Below are 24,457 nucleotides of genomic sequence, written 5' to 3'. Positions count from 1 at the left end.
ATGTCCTTTCTGTCCGGTGGTCCGGCCTCAGCCATACCTGACGACGGTGGCGATCCCTTCCGCTCCGGCTGCGAGGATACGCGGCAGCCGGGCCGGCAGATCATTGAAGGCGACCTCCTCGGTGATGAGCGCATCGAGCCGGTCGTCGGCGAGGAGGTCCAAGGCCTTGAGCAGGCGTCGGCGGCGGCTCCAGCGCGGACGGCGGGCCGGGCTCACGGCGCCCACCTGCGAGGAGACGATGGCGAGGCGCTTGTGGTGGAATCCGCCACCCAGCGCCACATCCACCGGCCGGTCGCCGTACCAGCTCATCTCGATCACGCGGCCCTCGTCGCCGCAGCAGGCGAGGCAGATGTTGAGGCCGGCCGAGGAGCCCGAGGTGTGGAAGACGAGATCGGCGTCGAGATCGGCCGGGCCGGGCGCGGCGGGCAGGAACCGCGCGCCGAACGTGGCAGCCACCGCGGCACGGGCGGGGTCGGTATCCACCACCGTCACCTCCGCGCCGGGCAAGCCGCAGCACAGATAGGCGACCAGCAGGCCGACGAGCCCCGCGCCCACCACGACGATGCGGTCTCCGGGGCCGGCGCCGCCGTCCCATACCGCGTTGAGGGCGGTTTCCATGTTGGCGGCGAGGGTGGCGCGCCGCGCCGGCACGGCGTCGGGCACCGGGGCCAGCATCTCGCGCAGCGCGACGAAGCGCTCCTGATGGGGCGCGAGGGAGAAGACGCGGCGGCCGAGCAGCTCGGGCGGCCCCATTTCCACCTCGCCGACGGCGCAATAGCCGTACTTCACGGGAAACGGGAACTCGCCTTCCTGCAACGGTGCGCGCATGCGGGTGCGGTGAACGGGATCGGTAAGGCCCGCCGAAACCAGCCGCTCGGTGCCGCGGCTGACGGCGCTATAGAGGGTGCGAACCTGCGCTGTCGCCTCGTCCACGGCCGGCAGCACGCCGGGTCTCAACTCGCTCACGCCGGGCGCGATGTACCAGAGCGCGCGGGCGAAAACCGAAGCGTGGCAAGTTGACGCAGGATGAACGGCCATGCTTTGGCTCTCGTATACGCTTGGGGTTTCGTCGCCGCGGGCCGCCGGCACCCAGGGAGCTATGCATGTCTTCAAGGTCCGGTCCACTGTCCACGCTTCCCGAGAAACCCGCACCTGCGTCGGCGACGCTGACGCCGGCCTTGATCCAGCCGCTCTCAACGCTCCGGCGGCGCCGTCTGTTCATGCTCGTCGCAAATGTCGCGACGGTCGCCCTCGTTCTCGTCGGCATGGTGGCGCTGGGCGCCCATGACGGCTTCTCGGTGGTGGATGGGCTGCTGCTGGTCTGCGCGCTGGCCATCACGCCCTGGAATGCCATCGGCTTCTGGAATGCGGCGGTGGGTCTTTACCTGCTGCACGGGCGGCGCCGGGGCGTCGAGGCCGCGGCGCCCTTCCTCGCCCCGCCTCTGCCCGAAGGGCCGATCACCGCGCGCACCGCCATCCTCCTCACCGTGCGCAATGAGGACCCCTCGCGGGCGCTGGCACGGCTGAAGGCGGTGAAGGCGGATCTCGACCTGTCCGGTCACGGCGGCGCCTTCGATTTCCATGTGCTCAGCGACACCTCGCGGCCGGAGATCGCCGCCGCCGAGGAGGCGCTGGTGGCGGCGTGGCGCGCGCAGGAGGGGCCTTCCCGCATCTTCTACCGCCGCCGGGCCGACAATGCCGGCTTCAAGGCGGGCAATATCCGCGCCTTCTGCACGGATGCGGGCGAGCGCTACGATTTCATGCTGCCGCTCGATGCCGACAGCCTGATGGGGGCGGACACCATCCTCTCCATGGTGCGCCTGATGGCGGCCTATCCGCGCCTCGGCATCCTCCAGAGCCTCGTGGTGGGCCTGCCCTCGCCGAGCGCGTTCGGGCGCATCTTCCAGTTCGGCATGCGCCACGGCATGCGCAGCTACACCCTCGGCGCGAGCTGGTGGGCGGGGGATTGCGGGCCGTTCTGGGGGCACAATGCGGTGATCCGCGTCGCCCCCTTCCGCGACGCCTGCCACCTGCCCGAGCTTCCCGGCGGCCCGCCGTTCGGTGGACCCGTGCTCTCCCACGATCAGGTGGAAGCGGTGCTCATGCGCCGCGCCGGCTACGAGGTGCGCGTGCTGCCGGTGGAGAGCGAGAGCTATGAGGAGAACCCGCCGGCCGCCACCGATTTCGTCGGCCGCGACCTGCGCTGGTGTCTCGGCAATCTCCAGTATCTGCGCCTGCTGACCGTGCCGGGCCTCGCGGCGAGCCTCCAGCCCATGAGCCGGTTCCAGCTGGTCTGGGCCATCCTGATGTTCGTGACGGTGCCGGCGCATCCGACGCTGCTGGCGCTGCTGCCGCTGGCGGCGGCGGAGGCCGGGCCGGCCTATCCCACCGGCCTCGCCCTCGCGCTCTACGGGGGCATGATGGCCATGGCGCTCCTGCCCAAGCTCGCCGGTGTCGCGGACGTTCTGCTGACCGCGGGGGGCGTCGCCCGCTATGGCGGCGCGCTGCGCTTTGCCGGTTCGGTGGCGGTGGAGCTGGTCTTCTCCTTCCTGCTCAGTGCCATCACCGCCATGGCGGTGACTCTGGAGATGGTTCGCCTACTGCTGGGCCGGGTGCGCGCATCCTGGCGGGCGCAGGCGCGCGATGGCCATGGGGTGGACTTCGCCCATGCGGCACGGGCGTTCTGGCCGCAGACGGTGTTCGGCCTTGCGGTGCTCGTCGCGCTGCTGGCGGTGCAGCCGGTGCTGGCGCTGTGGGCGGCGCCGGTTCTGGCGGGCTATGTCCTCGCCATTCCCTTCACCATGGCCACCGCCGATCCGCGCCTCGGCCGGCTCTGCGTGCGCCTTGGCCTGTGCGCTGTGCCGGAGGAGTTCCGCCCCAGCCGGGTGCAGCGCCTGCTCGCGGGCGAAAGCTTCGAGACCCGCCGGGCGGCCTGATCCGAGACGGCGCAGAAACGAAAAGGCCGGGCGTGAGCTCGGCCTTTCCTGTTCTGTGCGAGGGGGGGGCGGATCAGCGCCGACCGAAGCCGCCGCCGAACCCCCCGCCGAAGCCACGACCTCCACCGAAGCCGCCGCCACCAAAACGGTCTCCGCCGCCCCAGCTGCTGCCGCCGCCGAAGCGATCGCCGCCGCCGAAGCCGCCGAAGTCGCGGTCGAAGCCGCCGGAGCCGAAGCTGTCGCCACGGCCATAGGCGTCGCCGCCGAAGCCGTCGCCACCATAGCTCGACACCCGCTGGTTGCCCCAGGAGCGCGCCTGTTCCTCGCGGTCCAGGCTGGAAGTGTCGCGGGTGGTGTTCTGCCAGCCCGAGGTGGTGTGCTGGCTCCAGCTGCCATTGTCGTTGTGCTGGTAGACGTTGCCGTCATGGTCCACCGCCACGTGTCCGTTGTCCCAGGCCACCGCGTTGCCGGTCTTGGCATTGCCGGCGACACCGCGGCTGTTGACGTTCACGTTGCCGTTCTTGTCGGTCACGCCGGTCTGGGAGGCGTGATAGGTGCCGGTGGTGGGGTTGGCGCCGGCGGATTCACGGCCGGCGACGGCATTGCCCGTATAGGCATTGCCTTCCACCCCGGCGCGGCTTTCGCCACGGGCCCCGGTGGTGGGATTGTAGCGGGCGTTCTCCCGGCCTGCGGCATAATTGCCGGAATAGGGATTGAACGCGGCGCCCGAGCGGCCGGCGAAGTTGGTGCCGTTGGCCGTGGTGCCGTGCCAGTCGCGGCCCGACCAGTCGGTGCCGTTCCAGGTGGTGCCCCAGGCGTGGTTGACCGTCGCGGCGCCGCCCCAGCGGCCGTAGAGGTTGGTCTGGTTCAGGTTGGTGTAGCCCCAGTGGCCGCCCCACGGGCCGTAGGGTCCATAAGGTCCATAGGGGCCATAGGGATGCCAGTAGGGGCCCCAATAGGGATAGACCGCCGCGCCCCAGCCCCAGCCGGCGGCGAAGCCGAAGGCGAAGCCGGTGTCGAGGCCCAGCGCGAAGCCGGCGCCGACGCCGTAGGTAACGGGGCAGGAATACCAGTCGGCAAAGCCGGCATAGCCGACGCAATTGTAGCCGGTGCCATAGACCACCGTGCCGCCGGGCGCCACGACGACGCCCATATAGCCGGGGGTGTAGCCCACCACCACCGCATCCGGCGTTGAGCCATAGATGCGGACGTAGGTGACGTAGTGCATCGGCGAGGACACCGGGATCGTGTAGATCACGTCCGGCACCACATCGGCGACCCGCCAGGGGCCGGCCGGATCGACCGCCACGAACCAGGCGCCGTTGTTGACCGCATAAAAGCGGTCGGGCGCGAGGCGGATCACCGGGGTCGCGGTGTTCACCGCATAGGCCAGCGCGGTGCCGCTAATGGGCTCGAACTTCGGCGCGCCCTCAAAGGCGACCTTCAGCTCCACGCTCCGCTTCACCGTGGCCGTCTGCGGGATGGTGGCGGCGATGGCCGCTTCCTTCGCCTGCGGCGTGCCGGCGACCGAGACCAGCACGTTGGCCTTCGGATCGTTCGGTGAGATCTTCGAGAAGTCCTTGGGCAGCGCGTTGCTGGCGACGAAGGCCCACGGCCCCTTGAGGTCGGGCGCCTTGAACCAGCGGCCCGAAATCAGGACGTAATAGGAATTGGACGTGGTCTCCATGAACACCGCGTGATCGGCATTGTTCATTGTGAGCAGGTTGGTGCCCGCCACGGGAAGCATCTGCGGCTGGCCGTCGGTCTGGATCAGCTCGGTCGGCTTGGTGACCGCGAAGATGGCCGGGGCCGGGTTGATCGGCTTCTTCTCGTTGTTGAGCAGCGGATCGGCCGGGGTCTCGGCGATGGCGGCCTTGCCGGCGGAGGCGAGGGCATCGGAGACCTGGGGCGTGACGATCCAGGTGCCGGTAAGGCTGGGCGTCTCGTACCAGTGGCCGGCGGCTTCCAGATGATAGGTGCCGGCATCGTCCTTCAGCAGCAGCGGGCGGGTGTTGATGACCCGCTGGAAGCCGCTGACGCCCTTGATCGGCCGCAGCACCGGCTCTCCGGAGATGGGGATGAGGACGGTGGTGGTGGTGGCGAACAGGATCTGCGGCGGGGTGTTGTCCACCGGCTGGGTCTGGACCTTGGCCAGTTCCTGGTTGACCGCATAGCTCGCCTGGAGCTGGTCCAGCGGCATGGTCATGCCGTCCGGGGGCAGGCGGGTCTGGAGGGCCGAGCGGATCTCGCTGGCCTTGCCCGGCTCGGTGGGCACCTGCACGCCTTCGATGGTGAAGGTGGCGAAATGGACGAGGCCCGCCGGCTTGTCGATGGCGACGCGGGTGGAGAACTTCACCATGCCGTAGGTGGGCGCGCCGGTCTTGGCGCCGATGGCCACCGCGGCGCGGCCGGACATGGTGTCGCCGGTCCAGGCATCGATCTGCGGCTGGTAGAGCTGAAGCACCTGGTTGTCGGGCAGGTCATAGACGCGCGGCCATGTCGGCGGCGCGGAGGGCGCGGCCGCGGGCTGGGCCTGCGCCTGAGGTGTCGACTGGGGTTGCTGGGCGTCGGCCGTCGCGGTCCACAGCGTCGCAGCTGCAACCAGCGCTGCGGCTGAGGCGCCGGTCCAAAGTCGCTTCATGAACTCCCTCCCTCCCCGAACGCCGGGGCGGGGCACACCTACCATGTTCGCGGGCGAACGTCAGCGTGGCGGGAGGCTCCCGGCGGTTGCACCGCCCGATCGTGGCGCGCGAGGGGTGAAGCTCAGCCAGGCCGGGCGCAGCTGCGCTGCCAGGACAGGCGCGGGCCCTCCCAAGAGAGGCTGATGCTCTTGCGCGCCGGGCAGGCCCGCGTCGCAGCATCCGCCCCGCCGCGATCCCAATAGTCGCGCCACTGATAGGCGACGTTGCGCGCCGCGGGCTGATCCGCCTTCGCCATGGCGGGAGCGGCATCGCCGGGGAAGGCGCGCACGAGGTCGCCGCCACCCCAGGCGGCGATGGCGATGAAGGTGGTGGCGGCAGCCGCAATCAGGGAGGAGGTCTTCATGGCAGGGTCCGGGGCAGCTCTTTGTTCGACGTCGCGTGGCCGGCTTAGAACGCCGGACCGGGGCAGGTCGTCCCCTCAATGGAGGATGTTTTCACCCTGCTTGTACGACGCCGGGGCTGAACCCGTGCCGACACGGGCCTTTACCTTCCGTTCATCTTTTCGCGAGCGCGGTACGCGATGCTGCGCTGCCGCACGTCAAAAAGGTGCGCGCGAGCCACCCCGATTTGAAGTTGCAGTCTTGATCTCTGCCTTTGGGCGGAGTTGGCTTGAGCTGCGGCGTGTCCTCAGGGGGCGCCTGATTGGAGGCGAGTCCGCCCGGTTTCGTTCGGTCCGGGCGGCGAATTCGGCTCCTGAACTGTGACGGATGCGCGCTCAGTGCCCGGTCCTCGCCGGGAGACAGCGCGCAGGGGAGACTGGGCAATGAATAAATACGTCGCCGAGTTCATCGGAACAGCGGTTCTCGTTCTTTTCGGCTGCGGCTCCGCGGTGCTCACCGGCTATGGCTCGGCACCCATTGGGATGCTCGCCATCGCCTTTGCCTTCGGCCTTGCCGTGACGTCCATGGCCTATGGCATCGGCCATGTGTCGGGCTGCCACATCAATCCCGCCGTCACCATCGGCGTCTGGGCCGCCGGCCGCATCCCCACCTCCGAAGTGCCGAAATACTGGATCGCCCAGATCCTGGGCGGCATCGCCGGCGCCGCCATCCTGTTCATGATCGCCTCCGGCAAGCTCGCGGGCTTCGATGTGAAGACCGCCGGTCTCGGCCAGAACGGCTGGGGCGAGGGCTATATCGGCGGCTACGGCCTCGGCGCCGCGATCCTCGCCGAGCTGGTGGGCACCTTCGTGTTCCTGGTGGTGATCCTCGGCTCCACCTCCAAGGCGGGCATCACCCAGGCGGCGGGCCTCGCCATCGGCCTGTCGCTGGTGATGATCCACATCGTCTTCATTCCCGTCACCGGCGTGTCGGTGAACCCGGCCCGCTCCATCGGCCCGGCCTTGTTCGCGGGCGGCAAGGCCATCTCGCAGCTCTGGCTGTTCATCGTGGTGCCGCTGGTGGGCGCCTATCTCGCCGGCCTCCTGTTCAAGCTGAAGGTGCTTGAGGACTGAGATCTTCAGCTGAAATAAAAAGGGGGCGCGCCGGCGAGGCGCGCCCCCTTTCCGTTTGCCGGGTCGGGGCTCCCGGCAAACCCCCGCTCCGGGATCACGTCACTCGGCGGCGACAGGGCCCGCCGGGTTCTTCTGCTGCTGGGCCGTCTCCGCCGCCTTGGCGCGGGTCTCGTGCTCCAGCGCCGCCTTCACGCCCGCCCCGTATTCCGGGTGGACCTTGGTGAAGAGGGCGATCTGCCGGTCGGCGATTTCCTGCGGAATGCCGTACATGGCCGCCGCGAGGTTGCTGAAGAGCCGCTGGCGCTGGCCGGCGTCGAACAGCTCGAACAGGGCGCGCGGCTGGGAGAAGTCGTCATTGCCGATGCGGTGGCTGTAGCGCTCGGCATCGCCCGAGATCTGCAGCGGCGGCTCGGCATATTTGGCGTCCTCGGCGGCGCCGTTGAACGAGTTCGGCTCGTAATAGGCGTCGGTATTCCCGGTCACCTGCGGGAAGAACCGCATGGCGCCGTCCTTGTGGTAGTGATGCACCGGGCACTTGGGGGCATTCACCGGCAGGTGCTCGTAATGGGTGCCGATGCGATAACGATGGGCGTCGGCGTAGGAGAAGATGCGGGCCTGCAGCATCTTGTCCGGCGAGAAGGAGATGCCGGGCACGATGTTGGACGGCGAGAAAGCCGCCTGCTCGATATCGGCGAAATAGTTCTCCGGATTGCGGTTCAGCTCCATGACGCCGATGTCGATGGGCGGATACTCGCCGTGCGGCCACACCTTGGTGAGGTCGAAGGGATTGTAGGAGGTCTTCTCCGCATCCAGCTCCGGCATCACCTGCACCTGCACCTTCCACTTGGGGAATTCGCCGCGCTCGATGGCGGTGAACAGATCCTCCTGCGTGGATTCACGGGTGCGGCCGACCACCTCGGTGGCCTCGCCATTGGTCCAGTGCTTGTGGCCCTGAAGGGTCTTGAAGTGGAACTTCACCCAGAAGCGCTCACCCGCCTCGTTGATGAAGGAATAGGTGTGCGAGCCGTAGCCGTTCATGTTCCGGACTCCCACGGGCAGGCCGCGGTCGGAGAACAGGATCGTCACCTGGTGCAGGCTCTCCGGCGAGAGCGACCAGAAGTCCCACATGGCGGTGGGGGAGCGCAGGTTGGTCTTGGGGTGGCGCTTCTGGGTGTGGATGAAGTCCGGGAACTTGTAGGGGTCGCGGACGAAGAAGACCGGGGTGTTGTTGCCCACGAGGTCCCAGTTGCCCTCGGGCGTATAGAACTTGAGCGCGAAGCCGCGCACGTCGCGCTCGGCATCCGCCGCGCCGAGTTCGCCGGCCACCGTGGAGAAGCGGGCCAGCATGGGCGTCTGCGCGCCGGGCTGGAGCGCCTTGGCCTTGGTGTATTTCGAGATATCGCCGGTGATGGTGAGGGTGCCGAAGGCGCCCCAGCCCTTGGCGTGCACCACGCGCTCGGGAATGCGCTCGCGGTTCTGGTGGGCGAGCTTCTCGAGGAGCTGATAGTCCTGCATCAGCACCGGACCGCGCGGACCGGCGGTCAGCGAGTTCTGGTTGTCGGCGATGGGATTGCCGGCGGTGGTGGTGAGGGTGGGTCGCGTCATGAAGGGCTCCCTGCTTGGACTCGCGCCGTGACGGCGGCGGATCAACCGGAGCGCAGCATGGCTGTGAGTTGGAATAAGGACAAATCAGATTGCATTGAGTTTTCGATAAGGTAATCTTATCGAGTGCTCTCCACCCGTCAGCTTCGCTACTTCGACGCCCTCGCCCGCCACCGTCATTTCGGCCGCGCGGCGGAGGAATGCGCCGTCACCCAGCCGGCCCTTTCCATGCAGATTCGCGAGATGGAGGAGGCGCTGGGCGTGCGCCTGGTCGAGCGGGGGCGGAGCGGTGTGCGCCTGACGCCGGTGGGGGAGGAGGCGGCATCGCGCGCCCGTGGCGTGCTCGCCGCCCTCGCCGACATGGAGCGCACCATCCGCGACCGGGGGCGGCTGCTGGAAGGGCGGATGCGGCTCGGCGTCATCCCCTCCATCGCGCCCTATCTCCTGCCGCGCCTGCTGCCGGAGATGGCGGGCCGCTGGCCGGGCGTGGAGATCGCGCTGCGGGAGAGCCAGACCGAGCAGCTGGTGAACGACCTCGCCCATGGCGACCTCGACCTCGTCATCCTCAGCCTGCCGGTAGAACATCCGGCGCTGGAGACCATGGCGCTGTTCGAGGACCCGTTCCTGCTCGCCGTTCCCGAAAGCTCGGCGGACTTTGCGGGCGAGACCGCCGCCGCCGAGGACATCCTCGCCGCCGACCTCCTGCTGCTGGAGGACGGCCACTGCTTCCGGGACCAGGCGCTCAACGTCTGCCGCAAGGTGGACGCTCGCCAGCTGCGGCGCTTCGGCGCCTCCAGCCTGTCGACGCTGGCCCAGCTGGTCGCCAACGGGCAGGGCGTGACGCTGCTGCCGCAGATGTTCGTCGCCTCCGAGGGCGGGCGCATCCCGCGCGTGCGGCTGCTGCGCTTTCCCGATCCCGCGCCGTCGCGCACCATCGGTCTCGTCTGGCGGCGCACTCTGCCGTTCCGGGACGACGTGGAGCAGGTCGCCGCCATGGTCCGGGCCTGCCGCCCGGCTGTGCAAGACGGCGAAGACCGGCGCTCTGCCTTGCTTTGACCCGCGTTCGCGGCTAAGCCCCGCGCAAAGACGGGGATCCTATGGCTCAGGACGGACTTTCCTACCGCGACGCGGGCGTGGACATCGATGCGGGCAACCGCCTGGTCGATCTCATCAAGCCGCTGGTCAAGGCGACGGCCCGGCCGGGCGCCGACGCGGACATCGGCGGCTTCGGCGGCGTGTTCGACCTGAAGGCGGCGGGATTTGCCGATCCCCTCCTTATCGCCACCACCGACGGCGTGGGCACCAAGCTCAAGATCGCCATCGATACCGGCGTTCACGACACCATCGGCATCGACCTCGTGGCCATGTGCGTCAACGACCTCGTGGTCCAGGGCGCCGAGCCGCTGCTGTTCCTCGATTATTTCGCCACCGGCCGCCTCGCGCCGGATGTGGGCGCCCATATCGTCGCGGGCATCGCGCGGGCCTGCAAGGCAGCCGGCTGCGCCCTCATCGGCGGCGAGACGGCCGAGATGCCGGGCATGTACCGCGACGGCGACTATGACCTCGCCGGCTTCTCCCTCGGTGCCGTCGAGCGCACCGAGCTGCTGCCGCGCAAGGATGTGGGGCCGGGCGACGTGATCCTCGGCCTCGCCTCGGACGGCGTGCATTCCAACGGCTATTCACTGGTGCGCCGCATCGTCGAGCGGTCCGGCCTTGCCTGGACCGACGAGGCCCCCTTCCACAAGGGCCAGAACCTCGGCACCGCGCTCCTCACCCCCACTCGCCTCTATGTGAAGAGCGTCTTGTCCGTCATCCGCGCGACCGGCGCGGTGAAGGCGCTCGCCCATGTCACCGGCGGCGGCATCACAGAGAACCTGCCGCGCGTGCTGCCGGCCGGGACCATCGCCCGCATCGACCTGTCCAACCTCATCGTCCCTCCGGTCTTCCGCTGGCTGGCCAGCGTTGGCGCGGTGGCGCCGGAAGAGATGCTGCGCGCCTTCAACTGCGGCGTCGGCATGGCCGTCGTGGTGCCGGTGGAGCGGGAGGAGGAGGTGGCCGACGCCTTCGCCGCCGCGGGCGAGACGGTGATCCGCCTTGGCGTCATCGAGCCCGGCACCGGCGCGGCCCATGTGGTCTATGACGGGGCCGCCGACTTCGGGTTCGCGTCATGAGCGAGGCGGCGCCGAAACGCACCGCGATTCTCATCTCCGGCCGCGGCTCCAACATGGCGGCGCTGGTGAAGGCCGCCGAGGCGCCGGACTTCCCGGCCGAGATCGCGCTGGTCCTCTCCAACCGGGAGGACGCCGCCGGCCTGGACTTCGCCAAGGAGCACGGCGTGCCGACCCTCGTGCTGTCGCACAAGGGCTATAGCGACCGCCTCGCCTTCGACGCGGCGCTCGACGCCTATCTGAAGGCCGAGGGCATCGAGATCGTCTGCCTCGCTGGCTTCATGCGCCTGCTCACGCCCTGGCTGGTGGAACGCTGGCGCAACCGCATGATCAACGTCCACCCCTCGCTCCTGCCGAGCTTCAAAGGCCTGCACACCCACGAGCGGGCGCTGGAGGCGGGGGTGCGCTTCCACGGCTGCACCGTCCATTTCGTGCGCGCCGAGATGGACGAGGGGCCGATCATCCTCCAGGCGGCCGTGCCGGTGGAAGCCGACGACACGCCGGACGTCCTCGCCGCCCGCGTCCTGGCGCAGGAGCACGTGATCTATCCCAAGGGGCTGGAGCTTCTGGCCGCCGGCCGCCTCAAGGTCGCCGACGAGCGCGTGGAGATCCGCGGCGCCAAAGGCGGGCTGCCGGCGCTGGTTTCGCCGGGGGTTTAATTCCCGGGCGGGTGCCCGCTGTCCCCAGTGCTGGCGCTCCTGAGATAGGCCGAGGCGTGAGAGCCTCACGCCTCGATCTTTACCACCCGCACCTTGTTGTCATGAAACGCAGCGCCGCCCACCGGCGCCACCGGGTCGGCGCCGGTCAAAGTGTTGATGCCGCGCCCGCCGCGATGGGCGCCGGACGGCTGGATCTGCTCGGAGACGACGACGCCGCGCCGCAGCCCGTCGAACAGCCGGACGCGCAGCTCCACCCGCCCGCGCGGGTTCTCTACCGCCACGAGATCGTCCTCCGCGACGCCAAGCGCCGCCGCGTCCTCAGGATGGACCAGCAAAGAGGGCGCGCCCTCCCGCTCCTGCGAGGTGGGCGTCTCGGTGAAGGAGGAGTTGAGGAAGTTGCGGGCTGGCGCGGTGACGAGCCGGAAGGGATGCTCCGCATCCGCCTCCTCGATCACCGCCCAATGGTCGGGCAGGGCCGGCATGTCGGCCACCGGGCCGAACTTGCCGGGCGCGGGGAAGGAGAGGTTCGCCCAGTCCACCGCGAAGTGGAAGCGCTTGTCGCGATGGCCGAAGCCGTCGAGGAAATGGGCGGCGCGGAAGTCTTGGCCCACGTCCATGAAGCGGGCCTCCTCCAGCGCTTCCACCGGGCCCCGTCCGCTCTCGCGCAGGGTCCAGTCGATCAATTCGCGGGCGGTCATGGCGAAGCCGGGGTGTTCGGCGCCAAGGCGTGACGCCAGGGCGCAGATCACGTCGTGATTGGTGCGGCACTCGCCCGGGGGCTCCACCAGCTTGGTGCCGATCTGGATGTGGGGATGTCCGCCGGCGCCATAGATGTCGTCATGCTCGGTGAACATGGTGGCGGGCAGCACGATGTCGGCCATCCGGGCCGTATCGGTCATGAACTGCTCGTGGACCGCCACGAACAGGTCTTCCCGCGCGAAGCCGCGCTTCACCTTCTCCTGCTCGGGCGCGACGGCGACCGGATTGGTGTTCTGGATGAAGAGCGCCGCCACCTTGCCGCCGCCCGCCAGCGCATCCTCTTCGCCCACCAGGATGGGGCCGATGCGGGACTGGTCGAGGGCGCGCACGGTGGGATCGAGCCGGTCGAGCCCCTCGATCATCTTCTTGCGCCAGCCATAGGTGCCGGACATGGAGTGGAGCGCGCCGCCGCCGAGATGCTGCCAGCTTCCGGCCACCACGGGGATGGACGCCACCGAGTGCATGTTCACCGCGCCGTTGCGGCTGCGGGAGAAGCCGTAGCCGATGCGGAAATAGGAGGCCGGCGTCGTGCCCACGAGCCGCGCATAGGCCTCGATCTCGGCCACCGGCAGGCCGCAGAGGGCGGAAGCCCATTCGGGCGTCCGCGTCGCCACATGCGCCTCCAGCGCGGCGGCGTCGCGGGCGTACTGATCCATGTAGGCGCGGTCGGCGAAACCGTCGCGGAAGAGCACATGCATTACGGCGCAGGCCAGCGCCCCGTCCGTGCCGGGGCGGATGAGGAGGGGGATGTCCGCCTGCTCCATGGTGGGCGTGCGATAGACATCCACCACCGCGATCTTCGCGCCGTGGCGCTTCCGCGCATGGATGGCGTGGGTCATCACATTGACCTGGGTGGACACCGCATTGGTGCCCCAGAGCGTGATGAGGCCGGAGGCCGCCATTTCCCGGGGGTCCACGCCGGCGATGCGGCCGGCACCGGCCATGTAGCCGCTCCAGGCGGGATTGACGCAGATGGAGGAGAAGAAGCGCGAATAGCGCTTCACATGGGTCAGCCGGTTGATGCCGTCGCGCATCACGAGGCCCATGGTCCCGGCGTAATAATAGGGCCAGACGGACTCCGCCCCGTGCTCCCGCTCGGCCTTGAGGAGGCCTTCGGCCACCCGGTCCAGCGCCTCGTCCCAGGAAATGCGGGTGAACTGGCCGGAGCCCTTGGGGCCGGTGCGCAGCAACGGATGGGCCAGGCGGTCCGGGTGGTTCGCCCGCTCGGCATAGCGGGCAACCTTCGCGCAGATGACGCCAGCGGTATAGGGCTGGTCCTTGGAGCCATGCACCCGGCCGATGCGGCCATCGGCCATCACGTCCACCTTCAGGGCGCAGACGGACGGGCAGTCATGGGGACAGACGGACGGGTGGGTCGCAACCGGGCTGTGGGCGGTGTGCGAAACGGTCGGGGCATGGACGTTCATGGCCTTGAGACAATAAAGGGGGCGACGCGTGCCGTCGCCCCCTTTTCACATCTCTTGCGGGGAGGCTCAGGCGCCGTGCCCGGCCTCGGCGGCGCGGTCGCGCCCGCGGTTGCGCAGGACGTAGCCGAGCCCCAGGACGAAGAGGGCGCCGATGGTGCTGGCCACATAATGGGGCAAAGCGGCCGGGTGCAGCCCGTCCTCGGCCACCTTCACCAGTGCGGGGTTCAGCTGCTGCATGTAGCTGAGCGCCATCACGTCGCCCACCAGCATCTCGCCGGCGATCCAGCCGAGCAGCGCAGCGCCGGCCCAGATGAGGATGGGGAAGCGGGTGAGCAGCGAGAGCAGCAATTGCGAGCCGAAGATGATGAGCGGGATGGTGAGCAGCAGCCCGAACACGAACAATTCCCAGTGCCCGCGCGCGGCGGCGGCGATGGCCACCACATTGTCCAGGCTCATGACCGCATCGGCGATGGCGATGGTGCGCACCGCCTTCCACAGGCTGTCCGAAGCCGCGACCTCGTGGGAATCGCCGCCATTGTCGGTGACGAGCTTGATGGCGATCCAGAACAGCAGCAGGCCGCCCACCACCTTCAGGAACGGCACGCCGAGGAGGTAGGACACCGCCAGCGCGAACAGGATGCGAAGGCCCACCGCCGCGCCGGCGCCGAGCAGGATGCCCCATTTGCGCTGTTTCGCCGGCAGCGAGCGGCACGCAAGGGCGATCACCACCGCATTGTCGCCGGACAGCAGCAGGTCGATCCAGATGATCTGCAGAAGGGCGACCCAGAAGGTCGGGGCGGTGAAATCCATCGTCCACTCCATGTGGTGAAGGCTGGTGATGCGGGCGAGGCCGGACTGGGGCTCGGCGCGCCGCAGTTATTCTTACGTTGCGTCATGTTGATGACGCGACAAAACTTCCGTTACGTCAATTAAGAGGCAGAAAAAAGGGGCCGGATGCGGCCCCTTTCATGTCGATCGTCTCAGGCTGCGATGTCGTCGTGGGCGTGCGCGCGCCGACCCTTGTACCAGCGCAGGGCCAGCGCGAGGCCGACCACGAGGGCAGCGCCGGCGGCGGAGACGATGCGGTGGAGGTGATGGGTGGTCTCTTCGCCCAGGCGCTCGATGATGGCCACATCCCCGAGCAGCATGTCGCCAGCGACCCAGCCGAGCAGCGCCGCGCCGGCCCAGACCAGCAGCGGGAAGCGGTTGATGAGCGACATCACCAGCGACGAGCCGGCAATGATGAGCGGAATGGAGATGGCGAGGCCGAAGATGAGCAGGAACCAGTTGCCATCCGCGATGGCGGCTACGGCCACCACGTTGTCGAGGCTCATGACGATGTCCGCCACCGCCACCGTGCCCACGGCTTTCCAGAGGTTGTCGCTGGATTGAATGGCCTCTTCGCCGCCCTCGTCAGGGCTGGCGAGGTCCACCGCGATCCACATGAGGGCGAGGGAGCCCACGAGCTTCAGCCACGGCAGGGCCAGAAGTGTCGCGACGATGCCGGTGAAAATGATGCGCAGGCCGACGGCCACGCCGGCACCGAGGATGATGCCCGTTCGGCGCACCTTCTCCGGCAATGAGCGGCAGGCGAGGGCGATCACCACCGCGTTGTCGCCGGACAACAAAACGTTGATCCAAATGATCTGCAGCAGCGCCAGCCAGAGCACTGGTGAATCGAGCGACATGATCCCTACCCCGGGCCATTTGAGCGTCGGCGTCACTGCGCAATTGTATTCTGCGTCTGGTGCGCCGTATTTTGGATTTTGACGCTACGTTAATCTGCCCGAGAGGAACCCTCAAGAAAAACCGGACGCCGCGGCGCACAAATTCGATCGCGCGCCGCGGAATCCTAATCGAATACCAGTTCAGCCGACGATTTCATTGCCGGAGAAGAACTGGGCGATCTCCACCTTCGCATTGTCGGTGCTGTCGGAGCCGTGGGCGGAATTCGCCTCGATGGACTCGGCGAACAGCTTGCGGATGGTGCCCTCGGCGGCGTTCGCCGGGTTGGTGGCGCCCATCACTTCGCGGTACTTGGCGACGGCGTTCTCGCCTTCGAGCACCTGCACCACCACCGGGCCGGAGGTCATGAAGGCCACGAGGTCACCGAAGAAGGGGCGCTCCTTGTGGACCGCGTAGAAGGTCTCGGCCTCCTCGCGCGTCATGCGGATGCGCTTCTGGGCCACGATCTTGAGGCCTGCATTCTCGATGACGGCATTGATGGCGCCGGTGAGGTTCCGACGCGTGGCGTCGGGCTTGATGATCGAGAAAGTGCGCTCGATCGCCATGGGGGACCGTCCTGTCTGTTCTTGGAAGAGGAATGCCGCGAGCATCCCGCGGATGGCGCGGCTCTTAGCAGGGGGGCGCCGAAGGGGCAAGGGAAGGGGTAATTGAAGGGGCGAGGGGACGCCCTCTCAGCGGTCCTTCAGTACTCCGTCGATGGCCCGCTCCACGGCGGCGGTGACGTCGAACGCCACCGGCACGCCGAGCACCCGCGGCCAGAACAGCGGTTCCTTGATGGCCCCGAGGAATTGTGCCGCCGCGAGCTGCGGATCGCTGGTGGCGAGGCGGCCTTCGGCGGCGAGGGTGGCAAAATAGGCGCCGAGGCCTTTCAGTGCCGGCTCCTTGCCCACGGCGAAATAGGCCTGGGACAGCTCGGGAAAGCGCGGCGCCTCGGCGATCACAAGCCGGAGCAGCGGCACCACGTCCGGCCGTTCCCAGTGCTCGGTGAGGCGTCCCACATAGGCGCGCAGCACCGCGCGCGGGTCGCCGGCCGTGTCTCCGGGCAGGATCGGCGCGCGGGTGAAGTGGGACCATGCGTCGTCGATGACCGCGGCGAACAGCTCGGCCTTCCCGGGAAAGTGCTGGTAGAGCGTGCGCTTGGAAACGGGAGCGGCCGCCGCGACGGCATCCATGGAGGTGCCCTCATAGCCGCGCTCCAGAAACAGCCGGCGCGCGGCGGCGCGGATGCGCGGCACAGTGGTGCGGCGGTCGCGCCCCGGCCGGGCGTCAGCCGGTGCCAAATCTATCGCGGCGCCCGGCACGGGCGGCGGGGAGGGAATGTCGCTTGACATAAGTACACTATACGGTGTAGTTTACATTCATGGCCAGCGCGGGTCCGCCTGGCTGTGCTTCCCTTCTTTCCCCTTCATATGAGGTCCCCCATGGACCATCGCTCCCTCGGTCGCTCGGGCCTGTCCGCGTCCGCCATCGGTCTCGGCTGCATGGGCATGTCTGAATTCTATGGGCCAAGCGACGACGAACAGTCGCTCGCGACCCTAGCAGCCGCTCTCGACCTCGGCATAAATTTCTTCGACACGGCCGACATGTACGGCGTCGGCCATAACGAGCGCCTGCTCGGCCGCTTCCTGAAGGGGCGGCGCGACAGGATCATCCTCGCCACCAAGTTCGGCAATGTGCGCGGCCCCAATGGCGAGCGCCTCGGCGTCTCCGGCACGCCGGATTATGTGCGCTCCGCCTGCGATGCCAGCCTCGAACGGCTCGGCATCGATACCATCGACCTCTATTACCAGCACCGCGTGGACCCCAAGACGCCCATTGAGGCGACGGTCGGCGCCATGAAGGGGCTGGTGGAGGCGGGCAAGGTGCGCTTCCTCGGTCTGTCCGAATGCTCGATGGCGACGCTGCGCAAGGCGCATGCGGTGCATCCCATCACCGCGGTGCAGATCGAATATTCCCTGTGGAGCCGTGATCCCGAAGAGGAAATGCTGGCGGCGTGCCGCGAGCTCGGCGTCGCCTTCGTCGCCTATTCCCCGCTCGGCCGTTCCTTCCTGACCGGCGCGGTGACGAGCCCCGACACGCTCGCCGCCGACGATTTCCGCCGCGCCAATCCCCGCTTCAGCGGCGATGCGCTCAAGGCCAACCTCACGCTTGTGGAGGCGCTGAAGGACTTCGCCGCGGCGAAGGGCGCTACCAGCGCGCAGATTGCCTTGGCCTGGATCCTCAACAAGCAGGACAACGTGATCCCGATCCCCGGGACGCGGCGGCAGAAGTATCTGGAGGAGAACGTGGCTGCGACCCGCATCCGCCTCTCGCCGGAGGAGGTCTCCACCCTCGACGCCTTCTTCGCACCCGAGGCCGTGGCCGGCACCCGCTATCCCGAGGCCGCCATGGCCATGCTGAATCTCTGACGCCGGACGTCTGATCCGCCCGCAATTCTTGAAGGCCCGCGACCTGTTCGCGGGCCTTTCCTATTCCCATGGGGAAAGTTTCTGGGAGTCCCGCGCACCGGGACGTTCACAGTCCGGATTTCACATGCTAGACACGGTGCATGTGAATATAACATTTCATCAATTGTGAAATGTGAAATCGGGAGCACGTTCCATGATCACCCGCCGCGCCCTCCTCGCCACCGCGCTCGCCGGCGCGGCCGCGGCCCCGTTCGGCGCCGGGCCGTCGCTGGCCCAGCAGGGGCCCAACACGTTGCTGAACGTCTCCTACGACATCTCCCGGGAGTTGTTCACGGCCGTCAATGCCGAGTTCATCCCGTTCTGGAAGTCGAAGACCGGCCAGGAGCTGACGGTGAACCAGAGCCACGCCGGCTCTTCCCGACAGGCCCGCGCGGTCATCGAGGGGCTGGAGGCGGATGTGGTCACCTTCAACCAGGTGATCGACGTGGATACCCTCGCCAAGGCCGGCTATGTGGCGAAGGACTGGCCGAAGAAGTTCCCCAACTCCGCCTCGCCCTATTATTCCTTCCCGGCCTTCCTCGTGCGTGCGGGCAACCCGAAGAACATCAAGGACTGGTCCGATCTCGTCCGCGACGACGTGAAGGTCATCTTCCCGAACCCCAAGACCTCGGGCAACGCGCGCTACACCTATCTTGCTGCCTATGCCTATGCGCTGGAGCAGAACAAGGGTGACGCCGCCAAGGCGGATGCCTTCGTGAAGAAGCTGCTCGCCAACGTGCCGGTGTTCGACACCGGCGGCCGCGCCGCCACCACCACCTTCGTGGAGCGCGACACGGGCGACGTGCTGGTGACCTTCGAGGCGGAGACCCGCACCATCGAGGGGCTCTATCCCGACAAGAAGCTCCTCACCGTCGTGCCGTCCGTGAGCCTGCTCGCCGAGTTCCCGGTGGCGGTGGTGGACAAGGTGGTGGACAAGCGCGGCTCTCGCGCTTCCGCCACGGCCTATCTCGAGTTCCTCTATTCCCCCGCCGGCCAGACGGTGGCGGCCAAGGCCTTCCACCGCGTGGTGGACCCTAAGGTGGCGGAACAGTTCAAGGACCAGTTCCCGCCCATCCGCCTCGTGAAGGTGGAGGACGTGTTCGGCGGCTGGGAGAAGGTGCAGGCCACCCACTTCGCCTCCGGCGGCAAGCTCGACAGCCTGTTCGTGGGCAAATGACCTTCTGACGCGGCGGGCGCCGCGCCGTGTCGCATTCCCGCCAATGTCGCGACCCGCGCCGGCGTCCCCTCGGGGCGCCGGCGTTTCCATTGGCCTATGGCTCTGGTCTGCAACGGCTTTCTGGCGAAAGCCGCGCGGCGGCATGCAATTTGAATGGCTCCAGGAAACCCACCGAGCCGCGAGCCGTCATGTCCGAAGCCGCCGAAGCCGAAGTCCTCGACATTCCGCAGGTCTACACCCACCACGTCTTCTGCTGCTTCACCCAGCGGCCGCCCATGCATCCGCGCGGCTCCTGCGGCGCCAATGGCGCGCAGCCTTTGTGGGAACGCCTGGGGAAGAAGCTGGAGGCCTCCGGCCGCCGCGACATCGCCATGACCTCCTCCGGCTGCCTGAGCTTCTGCCAGGCGGGGCCCATCATGGTCGTCTATCCGCAGGGCATCTGGTACACGCCGAAGACCCCCGAGGACATAGACGAGATCGTCACCTCGCACCTGCTCGGCGGCAAGCCGGTGGAACGGCTCATCATCGTCCCCCGCATCTGACCAAGTCCTTGCGGCGGGAAGCCCTCACGCCTTGCCGCGATCGGCGAGGCGGAAGGTGAGGCGCACGCAGGTGCCGCGCTCCCGCGGGTCGAATGTCGGCTCGCAGCCGAGCTTCATGGACATGGCCTTGACGATGCGGTTGCCGAGGCCCGTGGATGTCGCCGGCTTTTCCGGCGATATGCCGGCGCCATCGTCTTCCACGGTGAAGTCGAGCCGGTCGCCCATGCGCTTCAGCTTCACCCGCACCGGCCCCTCGCCGTCGGGATAGGCGTATTTCATGGCGTTGATGACGAGCTCGGTGGCGATGATGCCCAGCGCCACGCCACGATCCGGGTCGATGTGGATGGGGTCCGCATCATAGGTGAGGGTGATGCCGCCATGCTCGCGGTGTGCCGACACCTGAAGGTCGTCCAGCAGCGAGCCGATATACTGGTCGAGGGCGACGGTCGCGATCTGGTCGGACGTGTAGAGGCGCCGATGCACCTGGGCCACGGCGGAAACGCGGTTGCGGGCGGAGTTCAGCGCTTCCTTCACCCGCGGATCTTCGGTGGCACCGGCCTGCACGTTGAGCAGCGACACGATGATTTGCAGCGAGTTTCCGACGCGGTGGTTCATCTCGCGTAGGAGCAGCGCCCGTTCGGCGGCCAGCGCCTCGAACCGGTCGCGGGCGGCGCGGATTTCGGCCTCCGCCGCCTCGTGGGCGCGGCGCATGCGCACCTGCTCCACCGCCAGCACGAAGGCGGCGCGCAGCAGTTCGATGAAATCGGCCTGGACCTCCTTCACCACATAGTCTGCCGCACCCGCCTTGAGGGCGGCGACCGCGAGGCGCCCGTCCTGCGCGCCGGTGACATAGACCACCGGCGGGGCGTTTTCGAGGGCGCGGATGGCGCGCAGGGTAGCCATGCCGTCCTGGCCCGGCATGTAGTGGTCGAGGGCGACCACGTCGAAGCGCTCGGTGCCGAGCCGTGCCAGCCCGTCCTCACCGGAGAAGGCCGGAACCACCTCGAACCCGAGGCGCCCGAGCTGGCGCTGCACCAGCCGCCCGAGGGCGGGGTCGTCGTCCACATAGAGCACGCGCAGCGGCGGCGGCGGGGCGGATGCCGCGTCCGGTTGAACTGCCAGAGGGTCGGACACGGCGCATTCCATCAGTCGGTCTCCGGCACCTGGATGACGGAAAAGAAGAGGCCAAGCTGCCGGATCGCATTGGCGAAATTCTCGTAATTGACCGGCTTCGTCACATAGACATTGGCGCCGAGGTCATAGCAGCGCTGGATTTCCACCTTGTCGTCGGTGGTGGTGAGCACCACCACGGGCGAGCGCTTGAGATGCTCGTTTTGCTTGATGCGGCCGAGGATCTCGACGCCGGTCATGTCGGGCAGATTGAGGTCCAGCAGCACGAGGAGCGCACGGCCACTGCTCTCGCGCCCGCTGCCATCGGCGCCGAACAGGAAGTTGACGGCGCTGGTGCCGTCCCTGAAGGCGACGATCTCGTTGTTCACGCCGGCGCGCCGGATGTTCTTCTCGATGAGGCGCGCATGGCCCTCATCGTCCTCGATCATGATGATGGTGACGTGCTCAACCATGGTCCTTCTTTCCGGTCTCCGTGGGCAGGCGGCGCGGCACCGTCACCTTGAAGGTGGAGCCTTCGCCCAGCTTGGAATCGAGTGAGATGAGGCCACCCATACGTCGCACCAGCGCGCGGACATGGGCAAGGCCGATGCCTTCGCCGGGGCGGTCCTGCCGGCCCGAGCGGCGGAACAGTTCGAACACCCGGCCGCGATCCTTGGGATCGATGCCGCGGCCATTATCCTGAATGACGAAGGTGACGAAGCCGGGCGTGTCCACCGCGCTCACCTCCACGCGGAGCGGCACGTCGTCCCGCCGATACTTGAAGGCGTTGTCGAGGAGGTTGGTGAAGATCTGCTCCAGCGCCAGCCGGTCGGACTGGATCACCGGCAGGCGCTTGATGGCGATCTCGCCGCCGGCCTCGTGCAACTGGTGGGTCATGCTGTCCCGCAGGTTGGCGAACAGCTGGCCCATGTCCACGTCCACCGGCACGAATTCCTTCCGGCCTTCCCGCGACAAGGCGAGGATGGCGTGTATGAGCCGGTCCATCCGGGTGATGGACGTCTTGATGAAGCCGAGCGCCTCCTCGAAATCGGCGGCGAGCTCAGCATCGGCCTCCGGCGCGTCGCCCGCCTGCGCCCGCAGCTGGGCGAGGCGCTCGAACAGGTCGCCGCGCATGGCCTCGATCTCGCTGGTGAAGCCCATGATGTTGACCAGGGGCGAGCGCAGGTCATGGCTGACGATGTAAGCGAAGCTCTGGATCTCGTCGTTGGCTTCCTTGAGGTCGGCGGTACGCTCGGCGACGCGCTTCTCCAGTCCCTGGTTGGCGGCCTCCAGCTCGCGCTGCGCCGCCTTCAAGGCGTCGATCTGGCGACGATTGAGGGTGAGGGCGAGAGCGCCGAGGGCGAGCACCACGGCGAGGCCGGCGAGGCTGACCACGGTCAGCCAGACCGTGCTGTCGTGGGAGGCGTCAGTGCGCTCGTCGAGCAGCTCGGTCTCCGCGGCCTTCATCTCCACCAGCAGCGTGCCGAGGCGCGTCATGGCGCCCTCGGTGCGATCGGCCCGCAGGTCGGCGACGGCTCCCTCCAGATCGCCCGCGGTCCGCAGCGCCATGGATTGCTCATAGGACGCCAGACGTTCGGCGATCAGGGTGCGGGCCTCGGCCAAGCGCTGCTGCTGCTCGGGATTATCGGTGATGAGGGTGGCGATCTGTTCGAGGGTGGGCCCTGTCTGGGCCTTCGACTGCTCGTAGAAGCGGGCAAAGCCCTCGCGGCCGGTGATCAGGTAGCCGCGTTCGGCGCTTTCCGTGCGGCGGATGAGGACCTGCAGCTGCGAAACGGCGTTCATCACCCGAAGGGTATGGGCGACGCTCTCCGCATCCGACCGGGCGCGGTGGATGAGGGTGATGGAGGACGCGCTGATGGCGACGAGGATGGCGAAGCCGAGCAGCAGGAGCAGCGTCGGTCCCGGGGTCGCGAGACGGTGTGCCCACGGGCGGGGGGCGGTTTGGGTGAGGGTGGCCGTCATGAGAGGGACAGCCCTTTCGTGATCAAACGGCGCGCGCGCCTGCGCTCCCGCCCGCCAGAGGTGGCCGAGCGGGCCTGGCCCGAGCCGCTCGCGGAAGCCGCCTCACAGAGGGGGCGAACCGCCTGATGTCCCATTTCGTCCCGCCTCTCCGGCTGAGCGGTAAAAGGAAACCTCTCCGGGGTCAAATCGCGCCCGTTCAAGGTGTGATAAGTGCGGACGCGCTTGAAGGTTCCCCACGTTAGCGCTTGGATGCGGCTTGAACGTCGCTTTTGTGAAGACGGAGTATCATGCCGGTCACACTCCCCGGCCGCCGACCCGACGAGGCCTCTGCCGCCGCAGAGCCTGCCGACGAGGTTGCGGCCTATCTTTCCACCTACGGCGAGCCGGAGGTGGTGGAAGTTCTTCTGCCCGACACGTCCGCGGTGCTGCGCGGCAAATGGATCCCCGGACGGTCCATCACCAAGATTTGGAAGGATGGGGTGGCCATCCCCCTCTCCATCTTCGGCCTCGATATCTGGGGCTGCGAGGTGGAGGCCACCGAGATCCACCTCGAGACCGGCGACAAGGACGGTCTGTGCTGGCCGGTAGCGGGCACGCTGAAACCGGTGCCCTGGGCGCCCCGGCCCACCGCGCAGGTGCTCATCACCATGCACGAGCCGGACGGCTCGGCCAAAGGCGCGCCGTGGAAGCTCGATCCGCGCCAGCAGCTCGCCGGCATCGTGGATCGCTTTACCGCGCGGGGCCTTGCCCCCTGCGTCGCCTTCGAGCTGGAATTCTATCTGCTGAAGCCGTCCGACGTGCCGGGCGCGCCGCCGGAGCCGGTGTTTCCGGCCACCGGGCAGGCGCGCCAGAACATGTATTCCATGTCCGACCTCGATGCCTTCGCGCCGGTGCTGCACGACATGCGCGCCGCCTGCGAGCAGCAGGGCCTGCCGGCGGACACGGTGATTTCCGAGGCAGCCCCCGGGCAGTTCGAGGTCAATCTCTACCATCGGGTGGACGCGCTGGCGGCAGCGGACGACGCCATATTGCTGCGCCGGCTCATCGACGGCGTGGCCCGCCGCCACGGCCTGCGCGCGAGTTTCATGGCCAAGCCCCTGGTGGATTTCGCGGGCAACGGCATGCATGTCCATGTGAGCCTGATGGAGACGGCCGGCGGCAATCTCTTCGCCAAGCCGGACGGGGTGGGCGACCGCGCGCTGCGCCATGCCGCCGGGGGGCTGCTCGCCACCATGGCGGAGTCCACGCTGCTGTTCGTGCCGAGCTACAACGGCTACCGGCGCCTCGTGCCCGGCTCCTATGCGCCTGTTTCCATCAGCTGGGGCTATGACAACCGCTCGGTGGCGGTGCGCGTGCCCAACGGGCCGCCCGCCGCGCGCCGGCTGGAGCACCGCATCGCGGGGGCGGAAGCCCATCCCCATCTCGTGCTCGCCGGCATCCTCGCCGGCATGCTGGAGGGGCTGGAGCGGGAGATCGAGCCCCCCGCGCCGCTTTCCGGCAATGCCTATGAGCATGAGGCAGAGCGTCTTTCGCCTTCCATGGAGGAGGCTGTGCGGCGGTTCTTCGCCTCCGATTTCATCGCCCGCGCCTTCGGCGAAGATTACCGCCGCATCTATGGCGTGATGAAGCGGGAGGAGCTTGCCGCCTTCACTCGCCAGATTCTGCCCTTGGAGTACGACACGTACCTGTGAGCACTGCGGCGCCCCCGTTTCCTGTTGAGCGGTGTGCCGCAACGCAATAGCCTTC

Annotated in this window: 21 protein-coding genes; 9 read left to right on the top strand and 12 right to left on the bottom strand. The window is 68.1% G+C overall.

Annotated elements, in window-relative coordinates; translation table 11 throughout:
* Positions 1-27 precede the first annotated feature (27 nt).
* The gene (locus D7006_RS21070) at positions 28-1,038 is read right to left on the bottom strand and encodes a zinc-binding alcohol dehydrogenase (protein WP_237354436.1); all 1,011 of its coding nucleotides are present in this window, start codon (positions 1,036-1,038) and stop codon (positions 28-30) included.
* A 65-nt stretch (positions 1,039-1,103) separates the two neighbouring features.
* On the opposite strand from D7006_RS21070, the gene mdoH reads away from it, so the two are divergent.
* The gene (gene mdoH, locus D7006_RS21065) at positions 1,104-2,936 is read left to right on the top strand and encodes a glucans biosynthesis glucosyltransferase MdoH (RefSeq protein ID WP_237354435.1); all 1,833 of its coding nucleotides are present in this window, start codon (positions 1,104-1,106) and stop codon (positions 2,934-2,936) included.
* Positions 2,937-3,009: 73 nt separating this feature from the next.
* On the opposite strand, the gene D7006_RS21060 is transcribed toward mdoH, so the two are convergent.
* Both D7006_RS21060 and D7006_RS21055 read right to left on the bottom strand, forming a co-directional pair.
* Positions 3,010-5,577 carry a carbohydrate-binding family V/XII gene (locus D7006_RS21060; RefSeq protein WP_237357012.1) on the bottom strand — a complete coding sequence of 856 codons (2,568 nt, stop codon included), beginning with the start codon at positions 5,575-5,577 and terminating at the stop codon, positions 3,010-3,012.
* 122 nt (positions 5,578-5,699) lie between these two features.
* The gene (locus D7006_RS21055; RefSeq protein WP_237354434.1) at positions 5,700-5,981 is read right to left on the bottom strand and encodes a hypothetical protein; all 282 of its coding nucleotides are present in this window, start codon (positions 5,979-5,981) and stop codon (positions 5,700-5,702) included.
* 420 nt (positions 5,982-6,401) lie between these two features.
* Between D7006_RS21055 and aqpZ the strand changes: the two genes are divergently transcribed.
* The gene (gene aqpZ / locus D7006_RS21050) at positions 6,402-7,091 is read left to right on the top strand and encodes an aquaporin Z (protein ID WP_029556870.1); all 690 of its coding nucleotides are present in this window, start codon (positions 6,402-6,404) and stop codon (positions 7,089-7,091) included.
* Positions 7,092-7,190: 99 nt separating this feature from the next.
* Here the strand turns inward: aqpZ and D7006_RS21045 are convergent, their stop codons facing one another.
* Positions 7,191-8,696 (bottom strand): catalase, encoded by a 1,506-nt coding sequence (locus tag D7006_RS21045; RefSeq protein ID WP_237354433.1) that lies wholly within the window; start codon positions 8,694-8,696, stop codon positions 7,191-7,193.
* Between the two features lie 123 nt (positions 8,697-8,819).
* Between D7006_RS21045 and D7006_RS21040 the strand changes: the two genes are divergently transcribed.
* The 3 genes from D7006_RS21040 to purN are packed head-to-tail and all read left to right on the top strand — an operon-like array spanning position 8,820 to position 11,520.
* On the top strand, positions 8,820-9,749 hold the full coding sequence (locus tag D7006_RS21040; RefSeq protein ID WP_237354432.1) for a hydrogen peroxide-inducible genes activator: 930 nt from the start codon (positions 8,820-8,822) through the stop codon (positions 9,747-9,749).
* A gap of 41 nt (positions 9,750-9,790) precedes the next feature.
* Positions 9,791-10,864 carry a phosphoribosylformylglycinamidine cyclo-ligase gene (gene purM / locus D7006_RS21035; protein WP_169121662.1) on the top strand — a complete coding sequence of 358 codons (1,074 nt, stop codon included), beginning with the start codon at positions 9,791-9,793 and terminating at the stop codon, positions 10,862-10,864.
* A complete protein-coding gene (purN, locus tag D7006_RS21030; RefSeq protein ID WP_237354431.1) occupies positions 10,861-11,520 on the top strand; it encodes a phosphoribosylglycinamide formyltransferase in 660 nt (219 codons plus the stop codon). The genes purM and purN overlap by 4 nt, the downstream gene beginning before the upstream one ends.
* Before the next feature lie 65 nt (positions 11,521-11,585).
* Here purN and D7006_RS21025 read toward each other — a convergent pair whose 3' ends face one another.
* The 5 genes from D7006_RS21025 to D7006_RS21005 form a co-directional block, all read right to left on the bottom strand.
* Positions 11,586-13,706, bottom strand: coding sequence for a molybdopterin-dependent oxidoreductase (locus tag D7006_RS21025; protein WP_237354430.1), 2,121 nt, complete (start codon positions 13,704-13,706; stop codon positions 11,586-11,588).
* A 66-nt stretch (positions 13,707-13,772) separates the two neighbouring features.
* Positions 13,773-14,516 (bottom strand): TerC family protein, encoded by a 744-nt coding sequence (locus D7006_RS21020; protein ID WP_169121659.1) that lies wholly within the window; start codon positions 14,514-14,516, stop codon positions 13,773-13,775.
* 170 nt (positions 14,517-14,686) lie between these two features.
* Positions 14,687-15,394 carry a TerC family protein gene (locus D7006_RS21015; RefSeq protein WP_169121658.1) on the bottom strand — a complete coding sequence of 236 codons (708 nt, stop codon included), beginning with the start codon at positions 15,392-15,394 and terminating at the stop codon, positions 14,687-14,689.
* 180 nt (positions 15,395-15,574) lie between these two features.
* On the bottom strand, positions 15,575-15,997 hold the full coding sequence (ndk, locus tag D7006_RS21010; protein WP_024277270.1) for a nucleoside-diphosphate kinase: 423 nt from the start codon (positions 15,995-15,997) through the stop codon (positions 15,575-15,577).
* 126 nt (positions 15,998-16,123) lie between these two features.
* Positions 16,124-16,732 carry a TetR/AcrR family transcriptional regulator gene (locus tag D7006_RS21005; protein ID WP_169121656.1) on the bottom strand — a complete coding sequence of 203 codons (609 nt, stop codon included), beginning with the start codon at positions 16,730-16,732 and terminating at the stop codon, positions 16,124-16,126.
* 141 nt (positions 16,733-16,873) lie between these two features.
* On the opposite strand from D7006_RS21005, the gene D7006_RS21000 reads away from it, so the two are divergent.
* The 3 genes from D7006_RS21000 to D7006_RS20990 all read left to right on the top strand — a co-directional run bounded on the left by D7006_RS21000 (position 16,874) and on the right by D7006_RS20990 (position 19,618).
* Entirely contained in the window at positions 16,874-17,860 is a 987-nt protein-coding gene (locus tag D7006_RS21000; RefSeq protein ID WP_237354429.1) for an aldo/keto reductase, read from the top strand.
* A 193-nt stretch (positions 17,861-18,053) separates the two neighbouring features.
* The gene (locus tag D7006_RS20995) at positions 18,054-19,076 is read left to right on the top strand and encodes a sulfate ABC transporter substrate-binding protein (protein ID WP_210257602.1); all 1,023 of its coding nucleotides are present in this window, start codon (positions 18,054-18,056) and stop codon (positions 19,074-19,076) included.
* 188 nt (positions 19,077-19,264) lie between these two features.
* Entirely contained in the window at positions 19,265-19,618 is a 354-nt protein-coding gene (locus D7006_RS20990; protein WP_169121654.1) for a ferredoxin, read from the top strand.
* Positions 19,619-19,642: 24 nt separating this feature from the next.
* Here the strand turns inward: D7006_RS20990 and D7006_RS20985 are convergent, their stop codons facing one another.
* Genes D7006_RS20985 through D7006_RS20975 form a run of 3 tightly spaced genes read right to left on the bottom strand, consistent with a single transcriptional unit; the run spans position 19,643 to position 22,711 of the window.
* Positions 19,643-20,752, bottom strand: a complete 1,110-nt coding sequence (locus D7006_RS20985) for a histidine kinase dimerization/phosphoacceptor domain -containing protein (RefSeq protein ID WP_229646331.1) — start codon at positions 20,750-20,752, stop codon at positions 19,643-19,645.
* Positions 20,753-20,763: 11 nt separating this feature from the next.
* Positions 20,764-21,201 carry a response regulator gene (locus D7006_RS20980; protein ID WP_024277276.1) on the bottom strand — a complete coding sequence of 146 codons (438 nt, stop codon included), beginning with the start codon at positions 21,199-21,201 and terminating at the stop codon, positions 20,764-20,766.
* Positions 21,194-22,711 (bottom strand): CHASE3 domain-containing protein, encoded by a 1,518-nt coding sequence (locus D7006_RS20975; protein WP_237354428.1) that lies wholly within the window; start codon positions 22,709-22,711, stop codon positions 21,194-21,196. The genes D7006_RS20980 and D7006_RS20975 overlap by 8 nt, the downstream gene beginning before the upstream one ends.
* 287 nt (positions 22,712-22,998) lie before the next feature.
* Here D7006_RS20975 and D7006_RS20970 point away from each other — a divergent pair, with 287 nt between their 5' ends.
* Positions 22,999-24,402, top strand: a complete 1,404-nt coding sequence (locus tag D7006_RS20970; RefSeq protein WP_237354427.1) for a glutamine synthetase family protein — start codon at positions 22,999-23,001, stop codon at positions 24,400-24,402.
* The last annotated feature ends 55 nt before the right edge of the window (positions 24,403-24,457 follow it).

This window comes from Xanthobacter sp. YC-JY1 (genome assembly GCF_021730305.1).
GTDB lineage: Bacteria > Pseudomonadota > Alphaproteobacteria > Rhizobiales > Xanthobacteraceae > Xanthobacter > Xanthobacter flavus.
This window is presented reverse-complemented; position numbering and strand designations above follow the sequence as displayed.